This is a genomic window from Saxibacter everestensis (assembly GCF_025787225.1).
GTDB lineage: Bacteria > Actinomycetota > Actinomycetes > Actinomycetales > Brevibacteriaceae > Saxibacter > Saxibacter everestensis.
In genome coordinates this window covers 3,865,830-3,878,371 of the sequence record NZ_CP090958.1, presented here as the reverse complement: position 1 = coordinate 3,878,371, position 12,542 = coordinate 3,865,830, and the positions used below count along the sequence as shown (strand labels likewise).

11 protein-coding genes are annotated in these 12,542 nt (G+C 62.2%); 3 read left to right on the top strand and 8 right to left on the bottom strand.

Annotation, left to right across the window (positions count from 1 at the left end; all coding sequences use genetic code 11):
• Window positions 1–24: 24 nt before the first annotated feature.
• The 6 genes from LWF01_RS18335 to LWF01_RS18310 all read right to left on the bottom strand — a co-directional run bounded on the left by LWF01_RS18335 (window position 25) and on the right by LWF01_RS18310 (window position 8,214).
• Complete coding sequence (locus LWF01_RS18335) at window positions 25–1,239, bottom strand: ABC transporter substrate-binding protein (protein WP_349638811.1); 1,215 nt, start codon at window positions 1,237–1,239, stop codon at window positions 25–27.
• A gap of 212 nt (window positions 1,240–1,451) precedes the next feature.
• Window positions 1,452–2,666, bottom strand: a complete 1,215-nt coding sequence (locus LWF01_RS18330) for an ABC transporter substrate-binding protein (protein ID WP_349638810.1) — start codon at window positions 2,664–2,666, stop codon at window positions 1,452–1,454.
• Between the two features lie 61 nt (window positions 2,667–2,727).
• Window positions 2,728–4,209 (bottom strand): gamma-aminobutyraldehyde dehydrogenase, encoded by a 1,482-nt coding sequence (locus tag LWF01_RS18325; protein WP_349638809.1) that lies wholly within the window; start codon window positions 4,207–4,209, stop codon window positions 2,728–2,730.
• Between the two features lie 170 nt (window positions 4,210–4,379).
• A complete protein-coding gene (locus tag LWF01_RS18320; protein WP_349638808.1) occupies window positions 4,380–5,927 on the bottom strand; it encodes an APC family permease in 1,548 nt (515 codons plus the stop codon).
• Window positions 5,924–6,811 (bottom strand): universal stress protein, encoded by an 888-nt coding sequence (locus LWF01_RS18315; protein WP_349638807.1) that lies wholly within the window; start codon window positions 6,809–6,811, stop codon window positions 5,924–5,926. The genes LWF01_RS18320 and LWF01_RS18315 overlap by 4 nt, the downstream gene beginning before the upstream one ends.
• Complete coding sequence (locus LWF01_RS18310) at window positions 6,808–8,214, bottom strand: flavin monoamine oxidase family protein (protein ID WP_349638806.1); 1,407 nt, start codon at window positions 8,212–8,214, stop codon at window positions 6,808–6,810. Before LWF01_RS18310 ends, LWF01_RS18315 begins: the two co-directional genes overlap by 4 nt.
• Window positions 8,215–8,576: 362 nt before the next feature.
• Between LWF01_RS18310 and LWF01_RS18305 the strand changes: the two genes are divergently transcribed.
• The 3 genes from LWF01_RS18305 to LWF01_RS18295 all read left to right on the top strand — a co-directional run bounded on the left by LWF01_RS18305 (window position 8,577) and on the right by LWF01_RS18295 (window position 10,964).
• Window positions 8,577–9,053, top strand: a complete 477-nt coding sequence (locus LWF01_RS18305; protein WP_349640957.1) for an Lrp/AsnC family transcriptional regulator — start codon at window positions 8,577–8,579, stop codon at window positions 9,051–9,053.
• Window positions 9,050–10,477 carry an aspartate aminotransferase family protein gene (locus LWF01_RS18300; protein WP_349638805.1) on the top strand — a complete coding sequence of 476 codons (1,428 nt, stop codon included), beginning with the start codon at window positions 9,050–9,052 and terminating at the stop codon, window positions 10,475–10,477. Before LWF01_RS18305 ends, LWF01_RS18300 begins: the two co-directional genes overlap by 4 nt.
• Before the next feature lie 76 nt (window positions 10,478–10,553).
• Window positions 10,554–10,964 (top strand): NUDIX hydrolase, encoded by a 411-nt coding sequence (locus LWF01_RS18295; protein WP_349638804.1) that lies wholly within the window; start codon window positions 10,554–10,556, stop codon window positions 10,962–10,964.
• 53 nt (window positions 10,965–11,017) lie between these two features.
• Here the strand turns inward: LWF01_RS18295 and LWF01_RS18290 are convergent, their stop codons facing one another.
• Both LWF01_RS18290 and LWF01_RS18285 read right to left on the bottom strand, forming a co-directional pair.
• Window positions 11,018–11,704, bottom strand: coding sequence for a hypothetical protein (locus LWF01_RS18290; RefSeq protein ID WP_349638803.1), 687 nt, complete (start codon window positions 11,702–11,704; stop codon window positions 11,018–11,020).
• 32 nt (window positions 11,705–11,736) lie between these two features.
• Window positions 11,737–12,504: an LpqN/LpqT family lipoprotein gene (locus LWF01_RS18285; protein ID WP_349638802.1), complete on the bottom strand. Its 768-nt coding sequence runs from the start codon at window positions 12,502–12,504 to the stop codon at window positions 11,737–11,739.
• Window positions 12,505–12,542: the final 38 nt, after the last annotated feature.

Here is a 12,542-nt window from a genome sequence, read left to right as displayed (position 1 = left end):
GCTCTGTGGTCGCGTTTTCAGTTGTCAATTGCCGATCGCCTTCTGGAATTGGTCGCCATAGTTAGTCTCCTGCTCGGCGGTGAGGCTGCGGAACACATGTGCGTTGGCCAGGTCAGTCTCACTTGGGAAGATCAGCGGATTATCGACCAGTTCCGGATCGATCTTCTCCATGGCTTCCTTGGCACCCTGAACCGGGCAGATATAGTTGACATAAGCCGCAACCTCGGCCGCGACAGCCGGATCGTAGTAGTAGTTCATCAACGCTTCGGCGTTTGCCTTGTGCGGTGAGCCGATCGGAACCATCAGATTGTCGGTCAACAGTGTGCCGCCTGCCTCAGGCAGCGCAAACTCCCACTTGTCGCCCTCCTCGAAGTTGAGCTGGGTGATATCGCCGGACCAGCAAATCACGGCCACGGCGTCACCGGAGATCAGGTCTTCCTTATAGGAGTTCCCCTTGACCTGGCGGATCTGGCCGGAATCGATCTGCTTTTCCAGCATTTCAATCGCCTTGGCGAAATCGTCGTCGCTGAAGTCTCCCGAAATGTCGACGCCCTCTTCCAGCATCAGGATCCCCATGGTGTCCCGCATTTCGTCGACCACCTCGACCCGGCCCTTGAGCCCCGGCTTCCAAAGATCAGACACGCTCTTCAGCCCACCCGGAACCTCGTCCTTGTTCCAGGCGATTCCGGCGAACCCAGACTGCCAGGTCAGCGAATGTTTCCGTCCCGGGTCAAAATCGACATCGACCAGGTTGGACAACAGATTCTTCTTATTCGGAATGTTGGCCGCATCCAGCTCCTGGGTATAGCCCAGCCGGATCAGCCGGCCAGTCATCCAGTCGGTCAGCGTGATGACGTCCTTGCCGATGTCCTGCCCGGACGCGAGCTGGCCCTGGATCTTGCCGAAGTAGGTGTCGTTCCCATCGATGTCCTCGGCGTAATTGGCCTTGATCCCGGTCTTCTTGCTGAACCCCTCGAGCGTCGGGTACTTGCCTGTCTTATCGTCGTAGTCGAGGTACAGGGTCCAGTTCGCCCAGTTCACTTCCTTCTGTTCGGCAGAGAGGTCCTTGGCGGGGGTCGGCTTGTCATCACTGTTGGCACCGGGAGCGCCCCCGGTGCCACAAGCGGCAAGGCCGCCCAGCAAGCCCAGCCCGCCAGTTCCTGCCAGCAGCTGACGCCGGGACAGATGCGCGGCAATCAGCTGCCTGACCTTTGGATCTTTCGGTAGTTGCCTGGCCATTGGTACTCCTCGTTGAGTGAACCGAACATGGAGGTGACTTCGCTCAAGACCGCAGTTAGGCTACTGCTCCCTGGTACGGAAGACGGGTGCCGTACCAGTCCTTGTCGGGCCGGCCAACGCGGTCGATCATGACATGCTTGATACTCGAATAGTCACCGTAGTAATCGCGCTACGGGCTCCGCCTGGCTGCTGAGTGACCGCGTTTTCAGTTGTCAATTGCCGATCGCCTTCTGGAATTGGTCGCCGTAGTTGGTCTCCTGCTCGGCGGTAAGGCTGCGGAACACATGTGCGTTTGCCAGGTCAGTCTCACTTGGGAAGATCAGCGGATTATCGACCAGTTCCGGATCGATCTTCTCCATGGCTTCCTTGGCACCCTGAACCGGGCAGATGTAGTTGACATAAGCCGCGACCTCGGCCGCGACAGCCGGATCGAAGTAGTAGTCCATCAACGCTTCGGCATTTGCCTTGTGCGGCGAGCCGATCGGAACCATCAGATTGTCGCTCCACAGCGTGCCACCTGCCTCGGGAAGCGCGAACTCCCACTTGTCGCCCTCCTCGAAGTTGAGCTGGGTGATGTCGCCGGACCAGCCGATCACGGCCACGGCGTCACCGGAGATCAGGTCTTCCTTATAGGAGTTCCCCTTGACCTGACGGATCTGGCCGGAGCCGATCTGCTTTTCCAGCACCTCAATCGCCTTGGCGAAGTCGTCGTCGCTGAAGTCCCCCGAAATGTCGACGCCCTCTTCCAGCATCAGGATCCCCATGGTGTCCCGCATTTCGTCGAGCACCTCGACCCGGCCCTTGATTTCCGGCTTCCAAAGATCTGACACGCTCTTCAGCCCACCCGGAATCTCGTCCTTGTTCCAGGCGATTCCGGCGAATCCGGACTGCCAGGTCAGCGAGTGCTTCCGCCCGGGGTCGAAGTCGACATCGACCAGGTTGGACAACAAATTCTTCTTGTTCGGAATGTTGGCAGCATCCAGCTCCTGGGTGTAGCCGAGCCGGATCAGCCGGCCTGCCATCCAGTCGGTCAGCGTGATGACGTCCTTGCCGATGTCCTGCCCGGAGGCAAGCTGGCCTTGGACCTTACCGAAGTATGTGTCGTTCCCATCGATGTCCTCGGCGTAGCTGGCCTTGATCCCGGTCTTCTTGCTGAACTCCTCAAGGGTCGGGTACTTGCCGGTCTTATCGTCGTAATCGAGGTACAGGGTCCAGTTCGCCCAGTTCACTTCCTTTTGTTCGGCAGAGAGGTCCTTGGCGGCAGTGGGCTTGTCATCACTGTTGGCACCGGGAGCGCCCCCGGTGCCACAAGCGGCAAGCGCCCCCAGTAGTCCCAATCCGCCAGTCCCTGCCAGCAGCTGACGCCGGGACAGATGCGCGGCAATCAGCTGCCTGACCTTTGGATCTTTCGGTAGTTGCCTGGCCATTGGTACTCCTCGTTGAGTGAACCGAACATGGAAGGTGACTTAGCTCAAGATCGCGGTTAGGCTACTGCTTCCTGGTGCGGAAGACAGTGCCGTGCCAGTCCTTGTCGGGCTGGCCGACGCGGTCGATCATGACGTGCTTGATATTTGTATAGTCCTCGAGCGAATAGGAGGACATGTCCTTGCCGAAGCCGGACGCCTTGTACCCGCCGTGCGGCATCTCCGACAGCATCGGAATGTGGTCATTGATCCACACGCAGCCGGCCTGGATATCGGAGCTGGCTCGCATCCCGCGGGCCAGGTCCGTCGTCCAAGCAGATGCTGCGAGTCCGTAAGGCGTGTCGTTGGCGAGCATTAGGCCTTCATCGTCGGAGTCGAACGGCAGCGCGGTGAGCACCGGCCCGAAGATTTCGTCCTGCACCGCCTCGGCGTCCTGGGCCAGGCCGGTGATCAGGGTCGGTGAGTAGAACGCGGCCTCGGCGGGCAACCCCTCCGGGATGACGCCGCCGGTGACGATATTCGCCCCTCCGGCTCGTGCCCGGTCGATGAATCCCGCGACCCGGTCGCGATGCGTGGTAGAGATCAGCGAACCCATGTCGGTTTCCGGGTCAGTCGGATCGCCGACCGTCACCTGTGACATCAGTTCGGCGACCCGCTCGACGAAAGCATCGAAGAGCGGCCGCTGGATGTACGCCCGGGTGGCGGCGGTGCAATCCTGGCCGCCGTTGATCAGTGAGGCCGCCACGGCACCTCGGGCGGCGGCCTCGACATCCGCGTCATCAAAGACCAGGAACGGCGCCTTACCACCGAGTTCGAGATGCACCCGGTTCCCTCGCCGCGATGCAAGCTCCATGATCCGACGGCCGACCGCCGTCGATCCCGTGAACGAGGACATCGCGACGTCGCGGTGGGTGACCAGCGCCTCGCCGACAACGCGGCCGGCGCCGACGACGACATTGATCACGCCGTCCGGGATGCCTGCATCCCGCGCTGCCTCGGCCATCAGCAATGTGGTGCCCGGCGTGAGTTCCGAGGGCTTGAGCACGATGGTGTTTCCGGCTGCGATGGCTGGCAGGATCTTCCAGGCAGCCATCTGCAGCGGGTAGTTCCAGGGCGAGATGGAGCCGATCACTCCGACCGCTTCCCTGCGGACCATCGAGGTGTGCTCCGCCGAGTACTCGCCAGCGGCCTGTCCCTGCAGGTGCCGCGCGGCGCCGGCAAAGAACTGGGCGTTGTCGATGCTTCCCGGCACGTCGAACTCGGTCGACATCCGCAGGGTCTTCCCGGTCTGCTCGGTTTCGATCCGCGCGAGCTCCTCTGCCCGCTTGCCCAATTCGGCTGCCAATGAATGCAGCGCCTCGGAACGTTCTGCCGGAGTGGCCCGGGACCAGCCCGGGAAGGCGGCCTTTGCCGCGGCGACCGCATCGTCTACATCCGCACTGTCGGCTACGTTCAGCGTTTCCACTGACTTGCCGGTGGCGGGGTTGATCAACTGATGCTGCCCGCCGTTACCCTCGCGGTAGCTGCCGTTGATGAACTGGTGCACAAATCCTCCATAGTGACTCTACTGACGGCGATAATTGCAGACTATTGGTCTGCTGAACAAGCCTTTTCGCTTAAATTTGCACCCAAGACAACGAAATCGTTACTTATTGCCCGGTTTCACCCGTCGAAACCGCAATCCTGGGTGCCAGGACCGGACTGGGCGTCGAGCCGCTACTCCTCGACCTCGAGCGCCGGTGTGCCTCTGCGCAGCGTTTCGCCACGGAAGAAGCCTGGATTCCTGAAGTACATGGCGATCATCAGGACCAGACCGATGCCGAGCACGGCGACGCCGATCAGGAACACCAGACCGATTCCGCCGATGTTCGAGCCACTGCCGAATTCGGGATCCATGCTTTCTATCGATGTCGTCACGAAGGTCACGGCCAGCACGATCCCGCCGAGCAGGGGAGCCAGGAACTTGAGTATGAATCCGCGCACGCTGCGAAATGCCTCATGGCGGAAGTACCAGACACAGGCCAGAGCCGTCAGACCGTAATAGAAGCAGACCATCATGCCGAGTGCCGTGATGGTGTCGGAGAGCACGTTCTCCGACACCACCCGCATAACGGCGTAGAAGACCCAACCGGCGATCCCGGCAGCCACTGTGGCGTAGCCAGGCGATTTGAAGCGCGGGCTGACCCGGGCAAAGCTTGCCGGCAGCGCGGAGTAGTGTCCCATCGCCAGCAGAGTGCGGGCGGGGCTCACGAAGGTTGACTGCAGCGACGCCGCCGAGCTGGAAAGCACGGCGATCGACATCAGGATTGCAAATGGGCCGAGCACCGGGCCTGCCAGGACGGCGAAGACGTTGTCCTGAGTTTCGGCGTTGCCCAGCCCCAGCGCGTTCTCACCGACGCCAGCATATGAGATCGCGCCGACTGCCACCAGCAGGTACACCACGAGGATGGTGACGACGGTCAGTGTTGCGGCCTTGCCCGGCGTGGTTTTCGACCCTTTGGTTTCCTCGTTCATCGTCAGGGTGACGTCCCAGCCCCAGAAAATGAAGATCGACAGCGAGATCCCAGTGGCGAAAGTGGTGAAGTCGCTGACCGCGAACGGATTGAACCAGTCCAGACTGAATGCTGTCGCGTCGAACGCGGTCCCGTTACCAACGTGCACGAAAGCGGCCACGATGAACCAAAGCAGCACCAGGAGCTGAAAACCGACCAGGACGTACTGCACGATCTTCGTGGTCTGCATGCCCCGGTACGAAACCCAGGCGGCAAGTGCCATGAAAACCAGGCAAGTGGCGATATTGAGCGGAATATTGCGGGTCAGGTCGGCCAGTGCAGCATCGCCGGTCAGCTGCGAAATCATCAGGTAGAAGAAGTCGACCGCGACCCCGGCAAGGTTGGACAGCACAATCACTGTCGCCGCGATCAGGCCCCAGCCACCCATCCAGCCGATCCACGGCCCGAAAGCCTTCGTCGCCCAGGTGAACGAGGTGCCGCTGTCAGGCATGGCATTGTTCAGCTCGCGATAGCCCAGCGCGACAAGCAGCATGGGCAGGAACCCGACAATGAAAATCGCCGGTAACTGCACGCCGACCTCACGGACGGTCGGGCCGAGCGCGCCGGTCAGCGTGTAGGCGGGTGCAATACAGGACAGGCCGATGGCAACCGCGCCGAGCAGGCCCACCGAGTTTTCACCCAGTCCCTTTTTCGACAGTCCGTCCGCGCCGGCTGCGCTGGGAGTCTTCTTGGTTGTGTTGCTTGAACTCATGCCTGTTCCTCCGAACGGCCGGGCATGGCACGCCCATAATCTCGCGGCACGACAATTATCGGCACCGGCAGTACCCGGAGCATCTTGTTGGCGGCGACGCCGAGGAAAAGCTTGTGCCGTTCGGCCAGCCGGCTTGATCCGATCAGCACGATCTCGGCCGGGTCGAAGTCCAGTGCCTCGACGGCGTCCTCGATCGTGTTCCCTTCGCCGACGGTGGCGGTCGCTTGCGCCCCTTCCGGCAGGCTGGAAACCGCCTGAGCCAAAACCGCCTCCGCGTGCTGCTTTGCCTGTTCGCGTCGGTCGATACCGGCCGCCCCGTCTGGAGAGACTGCGACCAGCGAGACCAGTCGAAGCGGAAGCCGGCGACGCGCCGCCGAGTCGATGGCGACATCCAACAGGGCTTCGGCGCCAGCCCGGGTACCGATGGCGCAGGTGAGCCGGGAGATCGACTTGTCAGCCTTCCAGCCGCGGGGCGCCAGGGCAATCGGCGTGGAGGCAGCGTGCAGCAGGGCGTTCGCCACGCTGCCGACCGAATAGCGGCTCAGCATCCCGCCACGCGCGGCGCCGATGACGATAAGTCCCGCGTCCAGCTCGGCGGCCGCTTCGATCAGCCCTTCGGCAGTGGACGAAGAGAATCTGACATGCTTCTGCGCGCTGACGGTTTCCGGGATTGTGGCAAGCGCCGTGTCGAGCCAGGTGTTCGCCTGATCCGTGAGCACAGAGTCAAAGTCAGGCGCCGGAGGGTACGCAGCGTTGAACGGCTCGGTCTTCGGTAGCACTACGACGACGTCGAGCGAGGCGCCCTGAACTTTGGCCAGGCTGATCGCCAGCGCGAGAGCCTCCTTGCCCCGTTCGTCCGCCGAGTAGCCGACGACATACTTCATGAACTGATACCCGCTCCTTGCATTCTGGGTTGCTCGCTGTGCTGCGCCACAATAGCAGTGGCCGCGGCCTTGCCCATCCGCAGCGCTCCATCGACGTGCTGGAAACCGGCACCAGCGAAATCGCTGCAGGCGAAGTGGATCGAGCCGACCGACGAGCGGAGGTCGGCGCCATAGCGGGACAGCCCGCCGAGGTCAAAGCTTGCGGCGTACGCCCCGCGGGTCCACTCCTCCGCGGCCCAGTCACTTTCGTAGTAAACCTCCGGATGCCTGGCCTCGTCACCGTAGTAGGCGGCAAGTGAATCCAGGATCTGTTCCCTGCGCTGCTCGGCGGGCAGCCGAAACATCTGGTCCGCGGTCTCATCCGACACGAAACCGACAAGGGTTCCGCGCTCATCGCCGTAGTTCGTGTTGTCATACGACTCGTGCACGATCTGGTAGGGGCCGAACGCGGTGCCGGACAGTCCCTGCTCACGCCAGAACGGCCGGTCGTATACGGCATGCACCTTGATAACGAGACCGAGCGAAAGATGCTGGTGCATTTGCTGCTGTCGCCGGGGCAGCGGCGGGTCGAAAGAGATCCTGCTGATCAGGTTCGGCGGCATAGCGACAATGGCGTGCCGCGCACTGACTTCGACGTCGTCGCTCGTCACGACAACCCCCATGCCGCTCGGCACCGACTCTCCGCTGCGCAGACTGCGCACCGGCTGATTCAGGTGGACATCGCCGTCCAGGCGGGCGGACAACCGCAGCGGAACCTGCTGGAGGCCGCCGATCACTCGCTTGTCCAGGATGAAGTCGGCGTCGACGAGGTGACGGAAGCTACCGGCGCTTGCCGCCATCTGGGCGGCCTGCAGTACGGAGAACGCGTGCGCCGGCTTGGTGAGCATCGCGCCGGCAATGAACATGGCAACGTTGTCGCGGGCTTCCTTGTCCTCGCTGAGGGACTCAAGCCAGCCGGCCAGAGAGATCCGGTCGAGTTCCTTGGCGCGCGGATGCCGCCAGGGGTCGGCGGGGTCTACTTCCTTGGACAGCTCATCCAGGGCTTCAACGAGTTTGTCCATTTCCTGCTGCGTGGACTCGGCAAGCGGGAAGTCCTCGCCGGTAAACCGGGTGGCCCGTCCATCGGCGTTCACGTAGATGGAATCGCCTTCACGGTAGCGCGAGTAGGTCTCCAGGCCGAGCTCGTCGAGCATGCCCAGCAGGACGTCCTGGTCGGGCGATACCCACTGTCCGCCGATCTCGAGCATGGCACCGTCGATATCGTCGGTCCACAGCCGGCCGCCAACCCGATCCCTGGCTTCGAGAACCGCAACGCTGAGCCCGGCCTTCTTCAGCTCGTACGCCGCGCTCAACCCGGCTGCTCCGGCTCCGATCACGACGACATCGCGCTCTAACTTTTCCACTGCCTACTCCCTTGTAGAGAACTGTGCTCCGACGCCATCCGACGACGGCACAAGTATCGATTCTGACAGAGTTTCAGGAATCTAGCAATGTATTCAGTTGTCGATCCGACGTTTTGCTACGTATTTCGTAGCTACACTGCGTGGCTAAGCGGTCCGCGCGGTCACCCCTTTCGACATCGGGGCCGGCGGCTCATCGTCGAGTCAGCACATTCGGCAATAATCCTGCAGGGACTAAATCGATAGCGATTCCTTCGTTCCTCCACTGAAATCGCACCTTGCGCTATCCTGAAACTACCGATTCAATGGTTCTTGACCGGCCGGACGGTTGTCTGACCGGCTATCGTCAGGACTTAGGGAGGTGCATACGTTTGACCACGTCATCCGCTGTCACGCAGCCCATAGATGCGCTGTCAAAGGCAATCATCGAACAATTGCAGGAAGACGGACGCCGCTCATATGCGGCTATCGGCAAGGCGGTTGGGCTCTCCGAGGCAGCGGTCCGACAGCGGGTGCAGCGACTGGTCGACAGCGGTGTCATGCAGATCGTGGCCGTTACCGACCCTATGCAACTCGGATTCGCCAGGCAGGCGATGGTCGGCATCAAAGTGCAGGGCGACACTCTCGTCGTTTCCGACGCACTTGCCGCCATGGCGGAAGTGGACTACGTCGTGGTCACCGCCGGTTCATTCGACATCATGGCCGAGATCATCTGCGAGAACGATGACGACCTCTTGAACGTCATCAACAATCGCATTCGGGCACTTCCCGGGGTCTTGGCGACAGAAGCTTTTGTATACCTTTCCTTGCGCAAGCAACAATACGACTGGGGGACCAGATGACCGAACCAATTACCGCGCCGGCTGGCGTTAACAACCGAAAGACTTTCACCACACCGCGAGGAACGGACCGGCAGCAGGCAGCGCGGGATCACTTGTGGATGCACTTTGCCCGCCACTCGCCGCTTGTCGAGGGCGGCAACGTCCCCGTGATCACCCGCGGCGAGGGTGCAAAGATCTACGACGACCAGGGCAAGGAATACCTTGACGGCCTTGCCGGACTCTTCGTTGTCCAGGTAGGCCACGGGCGCGAGGAACTCGCCGAAGCCGCGGCCAAGCAGGCCAAGGAACTGTCGTTCATGCCGATTTGGTCCTACGCCCATCCGCCCGCCATCGAGCTTGCCGAACGGCTTGCCCACTACGCCCCAGGCGACCTGAACCGGGTGTTCTTCACCACGGGCGGCGGCGAGGCCGTCGAAACGGCCTGGAAGCTGGCGAAGCAGTACTTCAAATTGCAGGGAAAGCACAGCAAGACAAAGGTCATTTCTCGTGCGGTTGCCTACCACGGCACCCCGCAGGGCGCGTTGTCGATTACCGGCATCCCGGATATGAAGGCCCCGTTCGAGCCTTTGGTTCCCGGAGCGTTCCGGGTTCCAAACACCAACCAGTACCGGGCGCCGGAAGGCCTGCGCGAAGACCCGAAGGCCTTCGGCCGCTGGGCCGCCGACCGGATCGCCGAAGCCATTGAGTTCGAAGGCCCGGACACAGTTGCCGCCGTCTTCCTTGAGCCGGTGCAGAACTCCGGCGGATGTTTCCCACCGCCTCCCGGCTACTTCGAGCGGGTTCGCGAGATCTGCGATGAGTACGACGTGCTGCTGGTCTCCGACGAGGTCATTTGCGCCTTCGGCCGGATCGGCGAAATGTTCGCCTGCAACGACTTCGACTACGTTCCGGACATCATCACCTGCGCGAAGGGCCTGACCTCGGGTTACTCGCCCATCGGCGCGATGATCGCCTCCGATCGACTCTTCGAGCCGTTCAAGCACGGCGACACGACGTTCTACCACGGCTACACCTTCGGCGGACACCCGGTGTCAGCCGCGGTCGCGATGGCGAACCTCGACATCTTCGAGCGTGAGGGACTTAATCAGCACGTCCACGAGAACGCGCCGAAGTTCCGCAGCACGCTGGAGAAGTTGCTCGACCTGCCGATCGTCGGCGATGTGCGCGGCGAGGGCTACTTCTACGGCATCGAGCTCGTGAAGGACAAGGCAACGCGCGAGACGTTCAACGATCAGGAATCCGAGCACCTGCTGCGCGGCTTCCTCTCCCAGGCCCTGTTCGAGGCCGGCCTGTACTGCCGCGCGGATGACCGGGGAGACCCCGTTATCCAGTTGGCGCCGCCGCTGATCGTCGGCCAGGCCGAGTTCGATCAGTACGAGCAGATCCTTCGGGGAGTGCTCACCGAAGCATCGAACCGGCTCTAGGTTCCCCAGCGAGCATCGAAGGGCGGGTGGAGATTTTCCACCCGCCCTTCGTGCTGGCAACGATAGGATTTCGGCCATGACGACACTTTCGATAGCCGCCGCATGCCTGCTGACCGACGATGGCGAGCTACTCACCGTGCGGAAACGCGGCACGACCAAGTTCATGCTGCCCGGCGGCAAGCGGGAAGCCGGCGAGGACGCGCTCAGCGCGACGCTGCGCGAGGTCGAAGAAGAAGTCGGGCTGTCTCTGGACGCAGGTTCGCTCCGACTGCTGGGCAGGTTCAATGCTGCGGCGGCGAACGAAGCGGACACCAGAGTTGAAGCCACCGTCTACTCCGGCCGGTTGCCTCATCAGGTGTTTGCCGCGGCGGAGATTGAGGAGCTCCGACTGGTCAGCATGGACACCGAGTTCGATGATGAGTACGCGCCACTGCTCCGGGAGAAGGTGTTGCCGGCGCTGCGTGATCGGGAACTGTTCGCGAGGTAGGCGGCCGCGACGTCCCGGGCGTCAGGCGGAACTTGCCGGGCCCCCCTGCCCGCTTACTCAGCCAGATTCGTCCCGTTGACTGCCGCAGAACCGACCATCGCTTCGAGCAACTTTCGATTCTCGGTGTCGCCCGCGTGTGCGCGCACTTCGATCTCGATTGTCTGCAGGGTGTCACCGGCGTCGATCACGGCAAAAAGACTGGAGAACCAGATCGGCTCAGCAAGTGATTGATAGCTTGCGTTCATTCGGTAAATGGCAATGCCGTTCCTGGTCGGCAGCTCGCCCTCACTGATCAGGTCGAAGCCTTCGAGGCCGTGTGTCGACTGCCGGTGGTTCTGGATTGCGGCAGCGGCATCGAGAGCGTACTCATCTTCGGCCTGGCGGACCGAGATTACCGGCGTCGTGCTGAATTCTCCGATCTCTGGGGCGAAGTACGAGACGTACGACGTGTCAGAATACGACGACTTATCGAAGGAATCCGCCCATTCCCTTGGCGCATCGAAAGTGACCGCCGGGCTCCCTGCGCTGTGTGGGGCTGAAATGCTGGTGGCGTTGGGGATCGGCGCGGCCGTCGGTTTGGCGGTAGGTTCGGCCGCTCCATCGCCGAACGAGATGCTCAGCGGGTCGGGATTCTCGGTTTTCGATACTTCCACGCTCAGCCCGCAAGCGCTCAGCACCAGGACGGCGCCGAACGCGGCGGAAGCCACCCCGAGGGTGCGCGTCGCTGCGGCACGGCTCACGGTGGCTTCCTTTCGCACTGGCGATGACTCGCTTACGGTGTGACGGCGATTCCGTTGTGAATCTCTTCGATCGCAGCCTTCTCGCTTTCATTCTGGTCCTGGCTGTTCGTGGTGACAAGCTGGACGACGTAGGTGGCGTCCGTCTTCTCGACTACCACGGTGCGTGAAGCAATGGCCAGGCTCTTTCCACTGGGATGGTTATATGTTCCCGCGATGCCGAACGCGTCGCTCGACCCTACCGGCCCGAAGTCGTCAACGGTCATCACGAAACCGGGTAGCGACTCGATCTCGTCCCCTGCTGCTGCCGTAATTGCCGAAGTCTCGGTTCCGGCAGGCACCTTTAGCGTCCAGAGCATCGCATTCGGCGTGAAGCCAGCCACCTCCGGCGCGGGGTTCACATACGTTCCCCAGTTTCCCGCCGGGCCCTTGGAGTCATCTCGGGTCCAGCCGACCGGTGTAGGCACCGTGACAATTGGCGAGCCAAGCTCGCCGGGCGACACCTGCGTAGCGCTGATGCCGTAGTCGGACAGCATCTGCTCGATGCCGCTGCCGGTTCCGGCATCCGCACTGCTGTCCTGATCCGGGTTGCCCGGGGTTTCTGGCGTCTGCTCCGGTTCGGGCTCCACCCCGGTGCCAAATTCAGGCTTGGATTGCTGCTCGTCCTGGGGCTGATCGGTCGTCGGCGCCTGCTCCCCCTGCTGCTCCTTATTGCCCGAAGGCTCGAAGGCCAACGAGCAACCGCTCAGCGTGACGGCGAGGCTGAGCGCGAGGGCCGGAAGAACGACTGCTCTGCTCTTCAATACTGCGCGGCTTTTGATTGCTGCTCTGGTCTTCATGG